We start from the raw sequence: 19,221 nt of genomic DNA, 5'->3' as shown, positions 1-19,221 counted from the left end.
GTTTTGATACATGGGCAAGGTCCTGACTATCCACGGCGGTGTCCCGCTACAGGGGAGAGTAAAGGTCAGGGGGGCCAAGAATCTAGTTCCGAAGGCAATGGTGGCCTCTCTTTTGGGGAACACCCCCTCGGTACTGCGCAACGTCCCTGAGATCAAGGACGTCGACGTCGTCACGAGTCTGTTGCAGATCCACGGTGTCACGGTTGAGAAGCACCCTGAATCCGGTGATCTCACCCTAGATCCTCAGGGTGCCAAAACGGCCCCATCCAATGAGATTGACGCCCATGCCGGGGACTCGCGCATTCCCATCCTCTTTTGCGGCCCGTTGATCCACAGCATCGGGGAAGCCTTCATTCCCGACCTAGGAGGCTGCCGTATCGGTGACCGGCCGATCGACTTCCATCTGGAAGTCCTCCGCAATTTCGGTGCCGTGGTCGATAAACGCGCCAATGGCATTTCAATCAGCGCCCCCCACGGACTCAAGGGCGCCAAAGTGGATCTGCCCTACCCGAGCGTCGGCGCCACCGAGCAGGTCCTGCTGACAGCTGTCCGGGCCGAAGGGATAACCGAACTCACCGGCGCAGCGGTGGAACCTGAAATCATGGACCTGATCGCGCTCTTGCAGAAGATGGGCGCCATCATCACCGTCCAGACCGATCGGGTCATTCGCATCGAGGGCGTCAACGAGCTCCACGGCTACAACCACCGCGCCATCCCTGACCGCAACGAGAGTGCCTCTTGGGCCTCGGCCGCACTGGCGACGCGCGGAGACATTTACGTCGAGGGGGCAGACCAACAGGACCTGACGTCCTTCTTGAACACCTACCGCAAGATCGGTGGTGACTTTGAAGTCCATGACGACGGCATTCGTTTCTTCCACCCCGGGGGGGAGTTGAAGCCGCTGGTTCTTGAAACCGACGTCCACCCCGGGTTCATGACCGACTGGCAGCAGCCCTTGGTCGTTGCCCTGACACAGGCACATGGCGTGTCGATCGTCCACGAGACCGTCTATGAAAACCGGTTTGGATTCACCGAAGCCCTCGTGCGCATGGGAGCGACGATCCAATTGCACCGCGAATGCCTCGGTGCGGTTCCTTGCCGGTTCGGACAGCGAAACTTCAAGCACTCGGCGGTCATCACCGGTCCGTCGCAGCTGGTGGGCCGCGATATCGACATCCCCGACCTCCGGGGCGGATTCTCACACCTCATTGCAGCCTTGGCCGCCGACGGCACCAGCCATGTGACCGGGATCGAGCTGATTAGCCGTGGCTACGAGCGTTTCCTGGAAAAGGTCCAGGGCCTTGGAGCACGCGTCGAAATCAGCGAAATCCTCTAGGGCCCGGATGAAGGAAGAACGGGGACAGCGACTGGTCTTCGGGATCCTGGCCGGAATTGCCAGGCCCCTGATGAACGTGCTGATGGCCAAGACGTGGATCGGTTTCGATAACCTGCCGGCAGCGGGCTTCATCGCTTGCCCGAACCACGTCACGGAGATCGACCCGGTAGTGGTGGGCCATGCCTTCTACAACCAAGGTCGCCTGCCGCGTTATCTGACGAAAGATTCGCTCTTCAAGGTTCCGCTTCTGGGTGCTGCCCTGCGGGCCTCCCATCAGGTGCCGGTGTCCCGTGCGACTACGGGTGCCAGCGGATCATTAGCCATTGCGAAGGAAGTACTCGACGCTGGGGACGTGATCATCATCTATCCCGAAGGATCCCTGACTCGGGATCCCGAGGAATGGCCCATGCGTGGACGCACCGGTGCGGCCCGGCTCGCGTTGCAGACCGGGGCGCCGGTGGTACCGATCGCACATTGGGGCGCGCAAAAGGTCCTGCCCCGTTACGGCAAGTCGTTGAGCATTTTCCCAAGAAAGCGCGTGTACGTCAGAGCCGGCCAGCCCGTGGACCTCGACGATCTACGAGACCAACCGATGACCCGCACGGTTTTGGACCAGGCGACACAGCGCATCATTGCCGCCTTATCGGCGGAGGTGGGCGAGCTCCGTGGCGAGCAGCCACCAGAGAAACCATGGGACCCGGCTGCGCATGGTCAGGCGGCGACCGGACGAATGAACACCGAAGACAAAAACCGCAACGAAGACGACCGACCAGGAGGGGCAGCATGAGGCCAGCACCGCAGAAGATTGCCGTCCTCGGAGCCGGAAGTTGGGGAACAACCTTTGCCAAGGTCCTGGCAGACTCCTGCGCCGACGACGGAACCACGGTCCAGTTATGGGCCCGCCGTGCTGAGGTTGCCGAGGAAATCTGCTCGCGGCATACGAACTCGACGTATCTGAAGGAAACCGTCCTTCCGTCCAACATCACTGCCTCTGCGGATGCTGGTGCCGTCTTAGCTGGTGCCGACATGGTGGTGCTGGCGGTGCCAGCCCAACAGCTGCGGGAACAGTTACGAAAAGTCGTAGGCCTCATCCCTGCCGGTGCGGTCATCGTGTCCTTGATGAAGGGCCTCGAACGGGGGACCGACTCACGGATGACGGAAGTCATCGCGGAAGAACTCGGCCGAAACCAGGACGAAATTGCCGTCGTTTCCGGCCCGAACCTGGCCATGGAAATTGCCCGTGAAGAACCAACTGCCTCGGTGGTCGCCTGCCCGGATGGTGACACGGCAGCATGGATCGCCAATGCCTGCTCTCCGGACTACTTCCGTCCGTACACCAATACCGACCTCATCGGCGTAGAAATTGGCGGCATCGTCAAGAACGTCATTGCCTTGGCCGTAGGCATCTGCGACGGCCGCGGCATGGGGGACAACACCAAAGCCTCAGTCATCACCCGTGGACTGGCCGAAACCAAGCGGCTGGCTCTGGCCATTGGCGGAAAATTGGAGACCATGTCGGGCTTGGCAGGTCTGGGTGACCTCGTGGCAACCTGCTCCTCCCCGCTCTCACGCAACCGCACGGCAGGTCGACATCTCGGCAACGGACTCACGCTCGAGGAAGTGAACGACACGATGACGCAGACTGCCGAGGGCATCAAATCCGCTCGTGCCGTCTTGGACCTGGGCCGAAACGTCCACGTGGAAATGCCGATCACCGAGGCCGTGGTCATGGTCCTCGAAGGAAAACTCACCGTTTCAGCGATGGCCGAACGCCTGCTGGGGCGGGAACTGAAATCCGAGGGAGAAGGCTCATGAGCGCGACCAACAGCAAAAAAACAAGGATCGCGCTGCTCTTCGGCGGCAGGTCGCCGGAGCACTCCGTGAGCTGCGTGACTGCTGCCGGGATCCTCCGGGTCCTGGACCCTGAGAAGTACGACGTAGTTCCCATCGGCATCACCCGCCAGGGACAGTGGACCATTGAAGAAGCCGACCCAGAGTCATGGTCACTGTCTTCCGGCGTCGCTCCGGAAATCGAACCCAGCGGAGAGTCCCTGCAGTTCTCCCACACCAATGAGGCAACCGAACTCATCGGACATAGCGAATCCGGCGCTACACGCAGCCTCGGTGGAGTCGACGTCGTCTTCCCCGTCCTGCACGGGTCCTTCGGCGAGGACGGGACTGTCCAGGGACTGCTGGAAATGGCCGACGTTTCGTACGTGGGCTCCGGTGTCGCCGCCAGCGCCATCGGAATGGATAAGCACTTCGCCAAACTCGTCTTCGAGGCAGCTGGACTGGAAGTCGGCCCCTACGAGGTCATCACCGATAAGGAATGGCTGCGGGACCGGCACGCCTGCCTGAGCCGTCTTTCGCGCCTCGAATACCCCCTCTTCGTGAAACCTGCGCGCGCAGGTTCCTCGGTCGGGGTGAGCCGCGTCTCCGACGATGCTGGACTCGTCGAAGCCATCGACGCGGCGCGCGAACATGATCCAAAGGTCATCATCGAACAGGGCATCGCCGGCCGTGAAATCGAATGTGGAGTTTTGGAAGGACGCGGCTCCGATGCGCCGCGGACCTCATTGCCCGGAGAAATCGTCGTGACGGCGGGGGCCGATACGTTCTACGATTTCAACGCCAAATACGTGGATGGGGGAGCCGCCGAGCTCTCCTGCCCGGCCGCTCTGCCCGAGGACCAAATTTCGATCATCAGGGAACAGGCTGCCATCGCGTTCGACGCGATCGCTGGCGAAGGTCTGGCCCGGGTCGACTTCTTCTACACCGAAGATGGTCGCTGGATCATCAACGAGATCAACACCATGCCTGGCTTCACCCCAGTGAGCATGTACCCGCGTATTTGGGGGGAAACCGGAATCGGCTACGCGGAACTCGTCGACGAACTGATCTGGTTGGCCGTGAACCGAAAAACCGGTCTCCGCTAGGTGTACTGCCCATAGACGTTAGTTAAGCGGCTGATTGGTGGCTGGTTCCCGATTGCAGTGTGGGGCCTGTGGTGATTGTACGCATGGATCCAATCCGGCAGTGCTTCGCGGCGGGTGGCCTCGCTGCCATAGAACCTGGCGTAGGCCCAACCGTCGTTCAGGGTCCGATGGAACCGCTCGATTTTCCCATTGGTCTGGGGCCGGTAAGGGCGGGTCCGCTTGGGCGTGATGGCCAGCTCGGCGCAGGCGTCACGCCAGGCATGCGAGCGGTAGGCGGACCCATTATCAGATAGCACGCGCTCCACGACGACGTCACGGGCAGCGAACCACGCCACGGCCCGTTCCAGTACCGCGATGGCCGTTACCGACTTCTCATCATCATGAATCTCGGCATAGGCGATACGCGAGTGATCATCGATGACCGTGTGCACGAAGGCGGTTCCCATTTTCGGGGTGTGGTTCGCATTGCGGGGCTTGTCCGGGGTTGCTGCACGGTTCTTGTCTCCGGCCTGCCGGCCCACGAACCGGTGCCCGCCGCCGTCGGGAATATTGCCGAATTTGGTGACGTCCACGTGGATCATCGATCCCGGATAGGGGTGCTCATAGCGGCGGATTTTCTCACCGGTGACCCGGTCGATATAGCGCAGCCTGTTGATCCGGCAACGTACCAGCACTGCGTGCACCGTCGAGGCAGCCAGGCCCAGCCGGTAGGCGATCTGGACGGGCCCCAAGCGCTTGCGCCAGCGCAGTGCCACGATTTGTTTGACCGCTGCCTGCGGGGTGCGTGCAGGACTTGTCCGGGGTCTGCTGGGCTTGTCGGCCATCCCGGCCGCGCCGTGGGCTCGGTAGCGGTCGGCCCAGCGTTTGGCGGTGGGCCAGGAGACCATGAACATTTTCGCTGCGGTGGAGACGCTCCACTGCTGGTCAACGATGAGCTTGGCGATTCTCAGACGTGCTTTGGGGGTCAGGGCTGCATTAGCGTGGGACATGAAGGCCTCCTGTTTGTGAAGTGGTTTCTTAGACAGCTCCACTCCACATCGGGGGGCCTTCGTCATCCCATCAATTCAGACCGTGTCGTCGCACGAGTTCAACCAACGTTGCTGGGCAGTACAGCTAGGACCCGGTGGCTCCCTTCGGGAACCTACGGCAGGTCCTCGGAGGTGTCTTGGGTGCTGCACCCTCCTTGAGCGGGAATACGCTCGGCGGCGGATCCAAGCTGGGACAGCACGGAGCTGGAAGGCACTTCATCCGGATTGAAGAGTACCTCGGTGGCGGGGGTCCGGCCGTAGGTGGTCAACGTCCATGCGACCTCACCCTCCTTGGCCACCCAGTCCACACCGTTCACGCCGGCACACTGATCCGTCGTCGGGCCCGGAACATTGACGCCGCACCGCAGGATGATTTTCGCAGGGTCCCCCCAGACTGCCGTTGCTTGACTGGTCGTGGGGCGAAGTTTGTAGCCGGCCAGCTCATCCGGCATCGCGACCATCATGTCAGCGCAGAGTGGATTCGCTGCGTCATCGGCCGGCTGCACGGTAGCGGGACTGGCACATCCTGCCAATGATAGGCCCGCGAGAAGGACAACGACCGCCGGGAGGGCCCGGCGCTGAACAAATAAATCAACAGGCAAACGCACACCTCCACTCTAACCCGTGGTGCCACGGCTAAGATGAGACGGCAACCACGGCGATGAAAGGCTGACATGTCCCAAGAGAACATGGATTTGGCGTTCGGTGAACCCGAACATAAGAAGAAGCACCCGGTACGAGCGACCATCATCACTCTCTTGTCACTGGTCGTGATTGCCGCCCTGGTCGCCGGTGGATACGTCTTCATGCTCGCCAAGAACTTCGATTCGCACAGCGCAAAAATCGAGTCGGCTTTCCCTTCGGACTCAGTCCGCCCTGAGAAGTCGGCCAATGGGGCCTCCAACATTCTGCTCTTGGGCAGCGACTCTGGAGGCGGATCTGGTGACTCGGAGAACCTCAAGGGTGTCCCCAATGCCGGCAGATCTGACACCATCATGCTGATCCACGTACCGGCAGACCGGAAGAACGTTTTCGTCACCTCGATTATGCGCGATACCTGGGTGCCGATTCCGGGGAAGGGCAGCCACAAAATTAACGCAGCCTTCTCCTACGGTGGGGTCCCGCTGGCGGTCCAGACGCTGGAAACTCTTTTGGATACGCGTATTGACCATGTGGCTTCCATTGATATGGAAGGCTTCAAGGGGCTCACCGAGGCGATAGGTGGTGTCGATGTCAACGTCCCATCGAATTTCACGTCAGGGTACGGGCACTATGACTTCACTCAAGGACAGACACATCTCGAAGGAGATAAGGCCTTGGCCTTTGTCCGCGAGCGAAAGTCGTTCAAGGATGGCGACTACCAGCGAGTGAAGAACCAACAGACCTTTATCAAGGCTGTCGTGGGGAAGGTGTTGACTCCGAAAACGTTGGCCAACCCGGCCAAGATGACCGATGTGGTCGATGAAATCTCGCCATATATCGCCGTCGACGATGAATTCGGCGCTGTCGAGGTTGGTAAATTGGGCGCCTCTCTGGCTCGTGTGCGAAGTGGTGACATGCACTTCTTCACACTGCCGAATAAGGGCACTGGTTGGTCCAACGACGGCCAGTCAATCGTCGTCCCTGACGACGCGGCGATCGATGAACTCGCCGCCGCACTCAAGGATGACAAAGTCGGCGAATTCGTCCAGTCACACGGACTCTAAGCAACCCGTAAGGGGAACGAACATGACCGCCAAGATCGCTTCAGGGGTGCCCGCAGCAGCCACCTGGCTCGAATCGATGGTCGGGGCCTTGGCCAACCATAGCGACCGGCTGGACGCTATCAATATCTTTCCGGTTGCTGATGGGGATACCGGCTCCAATCTTTACCTGACCGCGCGGACTGCCCACGACGCGGTGTCGGTATTGGAATCAGAGGACCTCGGCGAGTATCTGGCGACGGCAGGTCGAGCCGGAATGGAATCGGCGCGCGGTAATTCAGGCACACTGCTTTCGGTGTTCCTTATCGGTTTTTCAGAACCGCTGCTGGGACAGCCACGATTGACCGGCCCCTTGCTCGCCGCCGCCCTGGAACGTGGAAGGGTCCGGGCATGGTCCGCGCTCAGCGACCCGGTTCCGGGGACCATGCTCTCCGTGGCGGAGTCCGCGGCTCGGGCGGCAAGTAGCGCGGTGGCACAGTCGACTGCCGATCCGTCCAGTCGAGCAAACCTGCGCGAGGTTCTGACTGCCGTGCAGGAAGTAACGATCCAATCCGTGGTCTGTACTGAAGACCAGCTCGGGGCGCTGACCAAAGCCAAGGTGGTAGATGCCGGAGCCGTGGGCATGCTGCTGGTCCTCGATACGCTGTGTGCAGCGCTGACGGGTGAAGAACCTGAGGAATCGCGCTATACCTCGTTACACGGGTACGGGATCCAGGATCCCCACATTCATGCCACGTCCTCAACTGAGGAAGGCGTCGAAGTGATGTGCACGATAACGTTGGGAGCCTTGGAAGCTGCCACCCTGCGTGCCCGGCTCGACTCGCTCGGTAACTCGGTCATCATGAGCGCGGTCAATGGTCCCAACGAAGCTTATCGCTGGCGTGTCCACGTCCATGTTCCTGCTGCAGAAGACGCGCTGGAAGCCATCCGTGAGGCCGGTGAACCGGTCAACGTTTCTATTACGGACTTGTGTACCCACAGTGGCTGACTCAACGTCCTTCGGCCCGGAAACACCGTTGCGCTCGGCAATTGGAAGTCGAGCAGCCGACGCAGTGGCCAAGGCCTTTCACCTTGAAACCTGTGGGGAACTGCTCCACCACTTCCCCCGACGTTATCTCGACGTGGGTGAACTGACGCGTATCGACGAACTGCCGTTCGGTGAAACCGTGACCGTGGTGGCCCGGGTCGTCTCCTCGGAGCAACGCAGAATGCAGCGACGCAAAGGCATGCTGCTCCAAGTGGCCGTCGAGGACGAACTCGGCGATACGCAGGGCCGACTCAACATGACCTTCTTCAACGGGTACAAGGCTGCCAAGGAACTGACCCACGGAACCGTGGCCATGTTCAGTGGAAAAGTCGGTGCCTACCGGCAGACACTTCAACTAGCCCAACCCGAATACGCACTCTTGGAAACCGCAGAGGACGCCGAACCCCGGCCAATCCCCATCTACCCGGCGACCGCTGCTGTTAGTAGCCCGGCACTGCGGGGCATGATGGACCTGGTGTTGGCTGGCGTCTCATCGACGACATACCCAGATCCGCTGCCTGAATCACTCCGCGAGCAACACCGCCTTCCCAAGCTCGCACGAGCCCTACACGCGGTCCACGCGCCGGATACGGTCGCCCATGGTGAAGCGGCGAAGAAACGCTTCCGATACGACGAGGCATTGGTTCTCCAGCTGGCCTTGGCTGAGCGCCGGGCGCACCGCTTCCGCCAGCCAGCTACCGCTCGGGTCGGGGGAGTCGACGGGATACTTAATGCCTTCGAAGCAGCTCTGCCGTTCACGCTCACCGAAGGCCAGATCCGGGCCGGGATGGAAATTTCAGCGGATCTGGCGCGTCAACGACCGATGAACCGTCTGCTCCAGGGAGAGGTCGGGTCAGGTAAGACCGTCGTGGCGTTGCGGGCCATGCTCCAGGTGATCGATGCCGGTGCCCAAACGGCTTTGATGGCACCGACAGAGGTCCTGGCGCAGCAGCACTATGCGTCCATCTCCCGGATGCTGGGCCCACTAGGACGTGCAGGGCAGCTAGACGGGCATCCGAACGGGACACGCGTGGATCTGCTCACTGGGTCCATGCCCGCCGCACAGCGCAAGGAAGTCCTGCTGAGGGTTGCCTCCGGGGAGACCGGAGTCCTGATCGGGACCCACGCGTTGCTATCGGAAAACGTGATCTTTGCCGAACTGGGATTCGTTGTTGTCGACGAACAACATCGGTTTGGCGTCGAACAACGAGATACCTTGCGAGCCAAGAACAGCATTCAACCCCATATGCTGGTCATGACGGCAACACCTATCCCGCGAACCGTCGCGATCACGGTCTTTGGGGACCTGGAGATCAGTACGTTGTCGGAATTGCCGGCCGGCCGGGCCCCGACCAGTACCTATGTCGTTGACCTCCATGACGAACGCTACCGCGACCGAATGTTTGCCCTCATGCGAGAAGAGGTTGATCAGGGACACCAAGTCTATTTGGTGTGCCCGCGCATCTCCGAACAGGCGACGGAAGACGGCATGGCTCCGGGGCCGAACGGCTCCGAAGCTATGGGCTCGGACACAGGATCTGAAGGCGCTAATCTGCCCGGTCTGCCTGCACCGCCGAAGGCTACCGTTGAGGAGATGTACCAACGTGTGGCAAGCATGCCGCTTTTCAACGGGGTAGGCATCGATACGCTGCACGGTCGGATGACGACCGAAGAGAAGGCAGCCGCCATGTCAGGATTCGAATCGGGGGAGACCGGAATCCTGATCTCCACGACGGTCATCGAAGTAGGTGTCGATGTCCCCAATGCCACCGCCATGGTGATCCTTGATGCCGACTCCTTCGGTGTGTCGCAGTTGCACCAGCTGCGCGGACGCGTTGGCCGTGGCGGCCTGCCAGGGACCTGTCTCTTGGCGTCATGGCTGCCCCCGGAGCACCCTTCCTTGCAACGACTCGCAGCCGTGGCCCAAACCACCGACGGTTTTGAGCTGGCCGAAGTTGATTTGGCCGAACGCCGCGAAGGAGACGTGCTGGGGGCCAGACAATCGGGAACACAGAACACCCTGAAGATCCTCCGGGTCGTCCGTGACCGGAAGATCATCACGGCGGCCCGAACCGATGCCGAAAAAATCGTTGAAAGCATCGGAGGGCTCGCCGCGCACCCGGGACTGCGCCAACTGGTGCACAGCTGGGTGGATGATGACATGCAAGCTTTTCTGGAACGAGGTTAACCGCATATGGGACGTGTTATAGCCGGTGCAGCCGGGGGACTGGGCCTCACCTCCGTACCGGGTGACGCCACTCGACCGACGACCGATCGTGTGAAGGAAGCACTCTTCTCGAGGTTGGAAAGCCAGGACGAACTCGACGGCGCTCGTGTTCTGGACCTCTATGCTGGCTCCGGCGCACTCGGCGTTGAGGCAGCCAGTCGGGGAGCTCGAGCAGTAGTGCTCGTTGAACAAGCTCCCAAGGCTTTGGCGGTGTGCCAAGCCAATGCCGCGTTGGTCAACAAACACCTGCGCCGCGAAGTTATCGCGGCCCGGCGCGGGTCCGTCAAGACGTTTTTGGCAGCTGAAACCGAGTCGGGGCGTGGCTGGGACCTGGTCTTCATGGACCCGCCCTACCCTCTGACTGACGCCGAGCTCTCGGCCACGCTCCTGACGTTGGTGCCTGTCTTGAACGAGGGGGCGCTGGTGGTCCTGGAACGTTCCTCACGTTCTCCTGAACCTTCGTGGCCGGCGGAGCTGGCCGGACTGTCGACGAAAAAATACGGGGAGACGACCCTATGGTTTGCGGAGGTCGTCAAGATCGACGCCTGAAAGGACACTGCCGGGGTGGGGGCCCATGCCACGCAAGTCGTCTAGCCGAGAGTCGTCCCACGCGGTATCTGTCCCCATGAGAATGAAATTTCCCGGGGCTCGGAGCTCGAACAGATCCTGGGGAGCAGCGACGGTGACCTGCCGGTACGTCTCTTCCATGGCGCGGATCTGTTGGCGGATGAAGGCAAAGGGCGGATCGTCCCCGACATTGACCAATGAAATCCCCGCAGGGGACAGCAATCGTCGGATTTCTCGATGGAATTCATCCGCACGCAAGTGTTCCGGAGCGTCGGCTCCGGCAAAAACATCCAGAATGGCGGCGTCGAAGGTTTCCCCGGCAAGCTTCCCAGCGACAACATCACGTGCATCAGCGATGATCAGTTGAAGGTTCGTCTCGGCGGGTAGCGGCAGGACCTCGGTGACGAAGCCCAAGAGCTCCCGCTCTGAATCCACGGCAACCTGGGTACTTCCGGGACGCGTCGCGGCGAGGTAGCGAGCCAGGGTGAGGGCCCCTGCACCCAAGTGCAGAACCTTCAAAGGTGTACCAGGGGAGCCGAGTAGATCCAGATGGTTGGCAGTTCTGCGGAGGTACTCGTAGAAGATTTCCTGGGGAGCCGCAGGATTGACGTGGGATTGCTCGGCGCCGCCGATCGAAAGGACCCACGCGCCGGGAATCCACGTGTCGGGAATGAGCTCCGCGTGTTGACCGACGCCGGACAGCCAGCGGCGATGGGTCTTGTGGTGCGGGACGTTCATCGGGTGATTACTTTACGCAGCCGACTCAGCCGTTTCGTCGCCTCGGCGAGGACATCAGGCCGCTTGCAGAAGGCGAAACGCATCAACGTACGTGTGGCAGTGGCACCCTCCTCGTGACAGAAGACCGAGAGAGGGATCCCGGCAACTCCAACGATCTCAGGCATCCGCCGCGCCAAGTCCGCGGCGTCGTCGATTCCCAGGGGTGCCACATCGGCGACAACGAAGTACGTGCCTGACGGTCGGTACACCCTCATACCAGCGTTCTTCAAGCCATCGGCCAGGAACGTGCCGCGTTCTGCCAGATCCGTCGCAAAGTTCGCGAAGTATTCGTCGGGAAGCCGGAGTGCCTCGGCCACGGCGGGTTGGTAGGCCGGACCCGAACTGTAGGAAAGGAACTGCTTCACGGTGCGGATTGCAGCAATCAAGTCGGCTGGTCCACTCGCCCATCCGACCTTCCACCCGGTAAAGGAAAAAGTCTTGCCAGCCGAGGAAATACTGATTGTCCGCTTCCAAGCGCCATCGATGGAGGCTACCGGAATGTGCTGACAGCCGAAGGTCAAGTGCTCGTAAACTTCGTCGGACACGATCAGTACGTCGTGACGTTCAGCGAGCTGGACGATCTGTTCGAGGACTTCGCGCTTGAAGACCGTTCCCGTCGGATTATGCGGATTATTAAGCAGAATCATGCGCGTTTTGTCGGTGATGGCGCGTTGAAGATCCGTTGGGTCTGGCTGGAAATCAGGAAGCCGCAGCGGAACCGTTCGGTGGATACCTCCCGCCAAAGCGATGGTGGCTCCGTAGGAGTCGTAGAAGGGCTCGAAGGTGAGAACTTCGTCTCCCGGGTTGACCAGAGCGAGGACCGATGCAGCAATCGCTTCAGTAGCACCCGTGGTGACCACCACGCCGTCCGCCGGGTCGGGCGAAAGCCCGTAGAAGTGTTGCTGGTGTTCTGCAATAGCTTCGCGGAGCTCCGGAATACCCGGACCCGGTGCATATTGGTTCTGACCTGATCGAATATTTTGTGCGGCTGCTTCGGCCATGAAGTCGGGCCCGTCCGTGTCGGGGAATCCTTGACCGAGATTAACTGCCTCGTGTTTTCGTGCGAGGACTGTGATCTCTTCGAAAATGGTTGCTGCCAGGTGGCCGTCTGGGCCGAGGAGATTTGCGCCATGGGCGGCACGTTGCCAGGGAAAGCTGTGGGACATGGACTCAGTATGGCAAGGACGCGGCCAACATGACGACTATTGCAGGCCATGGACGCCTCCAATTGATAGATTGCACGTATGCGTCGCGCCGTCTGCCCCGGATCCTTTGATCCCATTCATAAGGGCCATGTGGAAATCATTGCCCGTGCCAGTAGCCTCTTCGATGAGGTCGTGGTGGCCGTGTCGACAAACTACTCCAAGAAGTACCGATTCGATCAAGAAGAGCGGATCGCCATGGCGCGTGAAACAGTCTCTGGGCTCGCCGGAATCAGCGTCGTGCCGATGGGGGACGGGCTCTTGGCAGGATTTTGCCGCGAGGTGGGTGCCGACGCCATCGTCAAAGGACTGCGCTCTGTGGTGGATTACCAATACGAAGTTCCGATGGCAGCCATGAATCGGCACCTGACAGGTGTCGAGACTGTTTTCCTCTCCGCAGACAACAGGTACGCTCATTTGTCCTCAAGTCTGATCAAGGAAGTTCAGGCACTGGGTGGTGACGTGGACGAATACCTTCCGCGCTCGGTCGTCAACCGTTTCCGGAACGGTCGCTAGTGGTTGCCGCCGGAAGTGGTGGCGATCTTGTAAAGTTGAATCATGAATGAATCGAAGCGCATCACCAAGGCAGTGATTCCGGCAGCGGGTTTGGGGACCCGTTTCTTGCCGGCTACCAAGGCGATGCCCAAGGAAATGCTCCCCGTTGTCGACAAGCCAGCCATCCAGTATGTCGTCGCCGAGGCGGCCAAGGCAGGCCTAGACGACGTTTTGATGATCACTGGACGCAGTAAACGAGCCCTTGAAGATCATTTTGACCGGGTCCCTAATCTTGAGCAGGTCTTGATGGAGAAGGGCGACACGGAGAAGCTCGCGTTGATCCAGGAGGCGACTGACCTCGGCGAGATCCACTACATTCGCCAGGGAGATCCACAGGGGTTAGGGCACGCCGTACTGTGCGCGAAGCTGCACGTGGGGGATGACCCTTTCGCTGTTCTTCTGGGCGACGACCTTATCGACGAACGGGACGATCTCCTGAGCGAAATGATCCGGGTCCAACAAAATACCGGGGGGTCTGTGATTGCGTTGATGGAAGTAGATCCGGCACAGATCGGTGCGTATGGATGTGCTGACGTCACTGCAGTAGACGGTGAGGATTACGTCAAGGTCAATCGATTGGTCGAGAAACCGAACCCAGAAGAAGCACCCTCTAATTTGGCGGTTATCGGCCGCTACGTGCTCCACCCTTCAGTTTTTGAGATCCTTGAGCGGACTGAACCCGGCCGTGGCAACGAAATCCAACTGACCGACGCCCTTCAAGAACTTGCAGGTTCGGATCTGACTGGAGGCGGCGTGCACGCGGTCATTTTCCGAGGTCGTAGATACGATACGGGAGATAAGCTCTCCTATATCCAAGCGGTCATCAGTCTCGCAGCAGAACGACAGGACATTGGCGAACGACTGGTTCCGTGGCTCAAGGAATTCGTTGCGGACTTGGAGGCCTAGATTCAGCTGAATCTAGGCGGAGCGAATCTGGTCTTCCAATGACGCTAGACTTGCTTGCCTACGACCATCCATTTGATTCGGGCATCGTCGCGGCCAAATTCGGACCATTTCACGGCCGGCGTCCCCCACGGGAGAAGACTTGAACAGTACGCAGCCTGAATCCGGGTATGCCCCGCGCCGAATGGCGCCGCGGAAAAAACATCCAATACGGGCCGTCATTCTGTCGTTGGTGGCGCTGATAGTGGTTGCTGTTCTAGTCGCCGGCGGATACTTATTCACACTCGCCAACACGTTCGATGACCAAACCCCCGAGCTGGGCTCGGCTTTTCCTGAGGAGTCGCTTCGGCCTGTGAAGGATCCGGGCGATAAGTCCATGAACATTCTGTTGATGGGGGCCGATCACGGTGGCGCAAACCAAGTCACCGAAGACGTCATCGACACTGGTGGTACTGGTCAGCGCTCCGACACGATGATGCTTGTCCATATTCCGGCCGACCGTGAAGGTATCTACGTCATGTCAGTCATGCGCGATACGTGGCTGGAGATTCCGGGCCATGGAAAGCACAAGATCAATTCGGCGATGGCTTTTGGGGGAGTCCCCTTGGTGGTTCAAACGTTTGAAGGCTTATTCGACGCTAAAATCGATCACGTCGCCGTGGTGGACTTCCAGGGGTTCCGAGACTTGACCACCGCACTGGGTGGCGTGACAGTGAAGAATGAGATTCCCTTCACAGCGAACGACACCGACTATTTCTACCCGGTAGGAAACATTGATTTGGAGGGAGACCGTGCACTCCGGTTTGTTCGCGAAAGAAAATCCTTCTCCGATGGCGACTACCAACGAGTGAAGAACCAACAAACGTTCTTGAAGGCCGTCATGGATAAGCTCCTGCGGTCCGAAACACTGACTAATCCGAGCAAGGTCTATAAGGTCATCGACAAGGTCTCTCCCTATGTTTCACTTGACGATTCGCTCGATGCAGGGACCGTTGCCGGCTTGGCCGTCCAATTCAAGGGCCTGCGTTCCAAAGACGTTCACCTGTTCACCCTCCCAACGGCGGGTACATCTACGAGCAGGGACGGGCAATCCATCGTGTTGGAAGATGAACAAGCTGTTGCTGACGTCGGTGAAGCCCTGAGTCACGATACGATGGGCTCCTATTTCGAAGATGTGGAATCCAAGGCCAAATGAGGAGTTTGAACGCATGACGGTCATTGGTTCAGTGAGTCCCGAAGGACTTCACCGTGTCGGCGCCAGGCCCCGGTTCTTTGCTTACTTGAAGCAAGCTTGGCAGCGACGCGACTTTGCCTACGAGTTGGCCCGCAGTCGAATTGAGGCCAGCAACGGCCGCAACCGGCTTGGAATGTTGTGGGTCGTGCTGAAGCCGACCCTGAATGCACTGATGTATGGCGCAATATTCGGTCTTTTGCAGGGCGATAGTAAGCCCCCTGGGTTTCCGATGTACGTCGTGATCGGCGTCTTCCTCTTCGAATTTTTTAGCCAGTCCATGAACCAAGGCGCTAAATCCATCACCGGAAATACCGCTCTGGTGCAATCGCTCTCATTCCCGCGCATTACCCTTCCGTTGGCTACTATCCTGCAGCAGCTACTCACTCTGGCCCCTATGTTGGGGGTGATGTATATCTATTGCCTCATACTGGGGGCAAAGCCTTCATGGAGTTGGCTATTGATTTTTCCGCTTGTCGGGATTTACACCCTGTTTAATACCGGAGTCGCCCTGGTTGCTGCACGGCTTACCGTGCATGTGCGGGACTTAACTCAGCTCTTGCCGCTGATCAACAGGCTCTTGTTCTACACGTCCGGTGTACTTTTTTCAGTGGATCGCATTCTCAGCATGCTTCCAGTCATGGTGACGCTTTTCGATTTCCACCCGATCTACCAAACGCTGCAGATTGCCCGAGGCTGCATCATGGGCATTGACTATCCCATCGAATACTGGGGGTACCTTGCAATCTGGTCGGTGCTGATGCTGATCTTTGGTGTCATTTTTTTCTGGATAGCTGAGGAGCGTTATGGCAGAGTCAACTGATTTTGATGACCTGATTCGGCCCAGGCGATGGTCCGAAGACCGAGCCAGTACCAAGGACAGTGCAGCCGGCGCACAGATAGCTTCACAGGGTATTCCGGCGAGGCGCCGGATTTCTGCCGGAACTCACCAGCATGTAGAACAGAAAGACGCTTCTCCTAGTGAGACTTTGCCGGAACAGCCGGTCCCGCATGCGACCCCATCTCCCGAACTAAAACATGGTATGTCGGATGTGGAATCTGCCGCTGCATCTCCGTCAAGGGAACGCGCAGAAACCCGCCCAGAAGAGAGACGTCCAGTGGTCGTCGTTGACGACCTTCACGTTCGATACAAGGTCTATTCCAGCGGAAAGTCAGCGGGTTCGGCCGATGGACGACGGCTGATGACAAAAACTCGGGGATTGCGGGAAGTGCACGCTGTCAAAGGGATCTCATTCACGGCCTATGAAAATGAATCAATTGGGATTATAGGGAGTAACGGTTCTGGCAAGTCGACATTAATGCGCAGCATCGTGGGACTGACCCCGCCCGCCTCGGGCGCAGTCTATGCAACCTCACGCCCCAATATGCTTGGTGTCGGCGCTGCACTCATTCCCGAATTGTCAGGGGATAAAAACATTACTCTGGGTGGTCTGGCCCTAGGCTATAGCCGCAAGGAAGTCGAGACGATGCGGAGTGACATTATCGAATTCGCTGAGCTCGAGGACTTCATCGATCTTCCCATGCGCACGTATTCGTCCGGTATGTCGGCTCGCCTGAAATTTGCGATCGCCGCTTCGAAACAACACGAAATTCTCATCGTTGACGAAGCGCTGGCGGTCGGCGACGCTCGTTTCCGCAAACGGAGTGAAGCTCGGATCCGTCAGATCCGTGAAGAAGCTGGAACGGTGTTCCTCGTCTCACACTCCATGAAGTCGATCCTCGATACCTGCAACAGGGTACTTTGGATCAACCAGGGGGTTCTGGAAATGGACGGGGACGCCGAGGAAGTCGTCAAGGCGTACAAGGAATCAAAGAAATGAATTTCCCCGACCGAAAGACAGCCGTTTCGTACGTCATGCCTGTCCTGAACGAGGCTGAGTACGTCAGAGACGCTGTCCAAGGGATTCTCGCCCAGGACTTCGATGGACCCAAGGAAATCATCCTTGCTCTGGGCCCAAGCGACGATGGGACTGAGACCGTGGTGGAGCAGATGGCAATAGAAGACCCGAGGATCCGGTGGGTTCACAACCCCATTGGACGCACTCCAGCAGGCCTGAACCTCGCCATCAAGGCGTCTACGGCTTCCATCATCATCCGGGTGGATGCGCACAGCGTTCTGGATCCCCAGTACACACGCCGCGGCGTGGACACCCTGTTGCGCAGTGGGGCGGCCGATGTCGGCGGCCGTATGGACGCGCAAGGCCGCAACTCTCTGCAACGCGCCGTCGCGGCTGCCTATAATTCGCCCCTGGGACTGGGGGGAGCTGCTTACCACTCGGGTGCTCCCGAAGGCCCGGCTGAATCGGCGTACCTTGGAGTTTTTCGCCGCTCGATCTTCGACGAAGTCGGCTTCTACGATGAGTCCTTGTGGCGTGGACAAGATTGGGAACTGTGTCTCCGGATCCGACAGGCCGGAGAAAAAGTGTGGTTTGATCCACTGCTGAAGACGACGTATTTTCCTCGGGATGATTACCGTCGATTGGCCGCACAAAGCTACGCTTCCGGGGTGTGGCGGGGGGAATTGGCTCGTAGGTATCCGGAAGGAAAGTCAATTAGGCATTTCGCGCCGCCGATCATGGCCGTAACGGTTGCGGCGGGAGTCGTTTCGTGGCTCGTGCGTTCATATCATTTCAGAGGCCTAGGACGCTTAGTTCAACGAGCTGTGCGCAGTGCCCCTGCGGTCTATGGAGCAATGATCATAGCGGCTTCAGTCCAGACGAAATGTTGCAACGGATTGGAGCGGCTCCAACTGCTGCGTGTCTTACCGACCATCCACTTTCCCTGGGCCTTCGGCTTTGTCCGTGGACGAATTCTTGGGGCCGGCCAGACCACGGATCAGAGCCGACCGGTAAAGAACTTGGAAAAAAACTCCGAGGGTACAGAATGACCCCGTCGGAAACACGACCGGCAAGACCGTCGTTGGATGAGCTTCGTGCCGTATGTCAGCCCCCGGAGGTCAGATCCAGACGTAACGCCGAGCATTGGACTGCGGAACTATATCTTCGACATATCTCCATCTATCTCACCGCATTACTGGTTCGAACCCCGATCAGTGCCAACGGAGTCACGGGACTCATGATTCTTGCCGGCTGGGGTATGTCCGCAGCCTTGCTGATTCCAGGAATCTGGGGCCCCCTACTCGCTGTCGTGCTGTCCCAAGTGCAGCTATATTTTGATTGCTGCGATGGAGAAGTCGCGCGATGGCGAGAAACCCAGGGGCCCAAAGGCATTTTCATTGACATGGTCGGCCACCATACTACCGAGGCGCTACTACCCATCGCCCTTGCGGCTCGGATTTCCCTTGGAAACGAAGCGGGGCTCCCCGCCGGACTCGATGACCAGTTGCTGTTCATCGGCGCAATCGTGGCCTTGCTGCTGGTGCTCAACCGCTCCTTGAGCCTGATGGTCCACGCTGCTCGCGGCATGGCTGGACTCGGCAAACTTCCCGATACCGGGGATGCGCGGGCAATCCCGTCGACGTCCCTGTTGGGCAAGTCGCGGAATCTCGCCCGTTTCCTGCCCTTCCACCGGCTTTTGCACGCCGTGGAATTGAGCCTTTTGTTTCTGGTAGCGACCATCGTATCCACGATTTTCGGGAGTTCAGGACTTGCTGAAAGCTGGTTGCTGTGGCTGCTCGTGCCTGTCACCCTTTTCGTGAATCTCGGGCATTTCGCAGCCAGCCTCGCATCACCCAGGCTCAGGGCCTAG

General features: G+C 59.3%; 19 protein-coding genes. 15 read left to right on the top strand and 4 right to left on the bottom strand.

Going from position 1 to position 19,221, the window contains the following annotated elements; translation table 11 throughout:
* The first annotated feature begins 10 nt into the window (after positions 1–10).
* From murA to AC3ZI9_RS09055, 4 genes are read left to right on the top strand one after another with little or no spacing between them, the layout of a single operon-like run.
* Positions 11–1,336, top strand: a complete 1,326-nt coding sequence (gene murA, locus AC3ZI9_RS09070) for a UDP-N-acetylglucosamine 1-carboxyvinyltransferase (protein ID WP_489923509.1) — start codon at positions 11–13, stop codon at positions 1,334–1,336.
* Positions 1,337–1,343: 7 nt separating this feature from the next.
* The gene (locus AC3ZI9_RS09065; RefSeq protein WP_443414002.1) at positions 1,344–2,123 is read left to right on the top strand and encodes a lysophospholipid acyltransferase family protein; all 780 of its coding nucleotides are present in this window, start codon (positions 1,344–1,346) and stop codon (positions 2,121–2,123) included.
* Positions 2,120–3,151, top strand: a complete 1,032-nt coding sequence (locus tag AC3ZI9_RS09060) for an NAD(P)H-dependent glycerol-3-phosphate dehydrogenase (RefSeq protein WP_489923508.1) — start codon at positions 2,120–2,122, stop codon at positions 3,149–3,151. Before AC3ZI9_RS09065 ends, AC3ZI9_RS09060 begins: the two co-directional genes overlap by 4 nt.
* Positions 3,148–4,272, top strand: a complete 1,125-nt coding sequence (locus tag AC3ZI9_RS09055) for a D-alanine--D-alanine ligase family protein (RefSeq protein ID WP_443359057.1) — start codon at positions 3,148–3,150, stop codon at positions 4,270–4,272. Before AC3ZI9_RS09060 ends, AC3ZI9_RS09055 begins: the two co-directional genes overlap by 4 nt.
* On the opposite strand, the gene AC3ZI9_RS09050 is transcribed toward AC3ZI9_RS09055, so the two are convergent.
* Positions 4,269–5,261: an IS481 family transposase gene (locus AC3ZI9_RS09050; protein WP_489923507.1), complete on the bottom strand. Its 993-nt coding sequence runs from the start codon at positions 5,259–5,261 to the stop codon at positions 4,269–4,271. The genes AC3ZI9_RS09055 and AC3ZI9_RS09050 overlap by 4 nt on opposite strands.
* 152 nt (positions 5,262–5,413) lie before the next feature.
* A complete protein-coding gene (locus AC3ZI9_RS09045) occupies positions 5,414–5,764 on the bottom strand; it encodes a DUF3515 family protein (RefSeq protein ID WP_489923506.1) in 351 nt (116 codons plus the stop codon).
* 210 nt (positions 5,765–5,974) lie between these two features.
* Here AC3ZI9_RS09045 and AC3ZI9_RS09040 point away from each other — a divergent pair, with 210 nt between their 5' ends.
* From AC3ZI9_RS09040 to rsmD, 4 genes are all read left to right on the top strand, one after another.
* Complete coding sequence (locus AC3ZI9_RS09040; protein WP_443359056.1) at positions 5,975–7,006, top strand: LCP family protein; 1,032 nt, start codon at positions 5,975–5,977, stop codon at positions 7,004–7,006.
* Between the two features lie 22 nt (positions 7,007–7,028).
* On the top strand, positions 7,029–7,991 hold the full coding sequence (locus tag AC3ZI9_RS09035; protein ID WP_443359055.1) for a DAK2 domain-containing protein: 963 nt from the start codon (positions 7,029–7,031) through the stop codon (positions 7,989–7,991).
* 64 nt (positions 7,992–8,055) lie between these two features.
* Positions 8,056–10,218: an ATP-dependent DNA helicase RecG gene (gene recG / locus AC3ZI9_RS09030; protein ID WP_489923505.1), complete on the top strand. Its 2,163-nt coding sequence runs from the start codon at positions 8,056–8,058 to the stop codon at positions 10,216–10,218.
* A gap of 6 nt (positions 10,219–10,224) precedes the next feature.
* Complete coding sequence (rsmD, locus tag AC3ZI9_RS09025) at positions 10,225–10,806, top strand: 16S rRNA (guanine(966)-N(2))-methyltransferase RsmD (protein WP_489923504.1); 582 nt, start codon at positions 10,225–10,227, stop codon at positions 10,804–10,806.
* On the opposite strand, the gene AC3ZI9_RS09020 is transcribed toward rsmD, so the two are convergent.
* On the bottom strand, positions 10,771–11,562 hold the full coding sequence (locus AC3ZI9_RS09020; protein WP_489923503.1) for a spermidine synthase: 792 nt from the start codon (positions 11,560–11,562) through the stop codon (positions 10,771–10,773). The two genes, rsmD and AC3ZI9_RS09020, sit on opposite strands and share 36 nt — an antisense overlap.
* Positions 11,559–12,767 carry an aminotransferase class I/II-fold pyridoxal phosphate-dependent enzyme gene (locus AC3ZI9_RS09015; RefSeq protein ID WP_489923502.1) on the bottom strand — a complete coding sequence of 403 codons (1,209 nt, stop codon included), beginning with the start codon at positions 12,765–12,767 and terminating at the stop codon, positions 11,559–11,561. The genes AC3ZI9_RS09020 and AC3ZI9_RS09015 overlap by 4 nt, the downstream gene beginning before the upstream one ends.
* A gap of 78 nt (positions 12,768–12,845) precedes the next feature.
* On the opposite strand from AC3ZI9_RS09015, the gene coaD reads away from it, so the two are divergent.
* From coaD to AC3ZI9_RS08980, 7 genes are all read left to right on the top strand, one after another.
* The gene (gene coaD, locus AC3ZI9_RS09010; protein ID WP_489923501.1) at positions 12,846–13,319 is read left to right on the top strand and encodes a pantetheine-phosphate adenylyltransferase; all 474 of its coding nucleotides are present in this window, start codon (positions 12,846–12,848) and stop codon (positions 13,317–13,319) included.
* A 42-nt stretch (positions 13,320–13,361) separates the two neighbouring features.
* Positions 13,362–14,264, top strand: coding sequence for a UTP--glucose-1-phosphate uridylyltransferase GalU (galU, locus tag AC3ZI9_RS09005; RefSeq protein ID WP_489923500.1), 903 nt, complete (start codon positions 13,362–13,364; stop codon positions 14,262–14,264).
* 139 nt (positions 14,265–14,403) lie between these two features.
* A complete protein-coding gene (locus AC3ZI9_RS09000) occupies positions 14,404–15,456 on the top strand; it encodes an LCP family protein (protein WP_489923499.1) in 1,053 nt (350 codons plus the stop codon).
* 13 nt (positions 15,457–15,469) lie between these two features.
* On the top strand, positions 15,470–16,315 hold the full coding sequence (locus AC3ZI9_RS08995; protein ID WP_489923498.1) for an ABC transporter permease: 846 nt from the start codon (positions 15,470–15,472) through the stop codon (positions 16,313–16,315).
* Between the two features lie 220 nt (positions 16,316–16,535).
* On the top strand, positions 16,536–17,333 hold the full coding sequence (locus AC3ZI9_RS08990) for an ABC transporter ATP-binding protein (protein ID WP_489924032.1): 798 nt from the start codon (positions 16,536–16,538) through the stop codon (positions 17,331–17,333).
* A complete protein-coding gene (locus AC3ZI9_RS08985) occupies positions 17,330–18,400 on the top strand; it encodes a glycosyltransferase family 2 protein (RefSeq protein ID WP_489923497.1) in 1,071 nt (356 codons plus the stop codon). Before AC3ZI9_RS08990 ends, AC3ZI9_RS08985 begins: the two co-directional genes overlap by 4 nt.
* Entirely contained in the window at positions 18,397–19,221 is an 825-nt protein-coding gene (locus AC3ZI9_RS08980; RefSeq protein ID WP_489923496.1) for a CDP-alcohol phosphatidyltransferase family protein, read from the top strand. The genes AC3ZI9_RS08985 and AC3ZI9_RS08980 overlap by 4 nt, the downstream gene beginning before the upstream one ends.

This window comes from Arthrobacter sp. AOP36-F1-5 (genome assembly GCF_058137995.1).
This window is presented reverse-complemented; position numbering and strand designations above follow the sequence as displayed.